A 506-nucleotide genomic window follows, 5' to 3' on the forward strand; every position below is an offset into this window, starting at 1 on the left:
GCCGATGTCAGGAGACAAGACTTCAATTCTGGCTCAAACTGACGGATTCCTTCGAAAGCTTGCTCGATGTGACGTACCCGCATCGAGATGTGGAACCAGTCGAGGACGTGCGTGACTTGCTGTCGTGCTGCACGGATCACGGCGCCTTTGAGCGCTGGATCGCCGTCACTGAAAACCATGACATTTCTACCAGGAATCCAACCTTGGGCGCGCAACGTAGCTCGAATAGTATCGACGTTGCTCGTCGAAATATTTGGCGCGGATGCAAAATGGCGCGCCACGCGTCCATCGGTTTCGATGCGTCCAATGATGATTTCGAAATGTCGAGTTTGAAATCCCGGAACGGCGCGGATGTAGGCGCCATCAATGAAAACGGACATCGGGCCTGGTCCGACACGGCTCATGCGATGTGGACTCGACAGGTCTTTCGTCTCGATGTGATCTGCAACCCGCGCGAGGCGGTTTCGAACGCTTTTGTGATTGTGAGCGCGGGCGGCGGGCACGAA

At 55.7% G+C, this 506-nt stretch carries 1 pseudogene; it reads right to left on the reverse strand.

The annotated features are described in order from the left end of the window. Nucleotides 1-506 (reverse strand): annotated as a pseudogene (locus tag NEI07_RS10685) (ISKra4 family transposase); the annotation flags it as partial.

It is taken from the genome of Methylocystis suflitae (genome assembly GCF_024448135.1).
In the GTDB taxonomy this organism is placed as follows: domain Bacteria; phylum Pseudomonadota; class Alphaproteobacteria; order Rhizobiales; family Beijerinckiaceae; genus Methylocystis; species Methylocystis suflitae.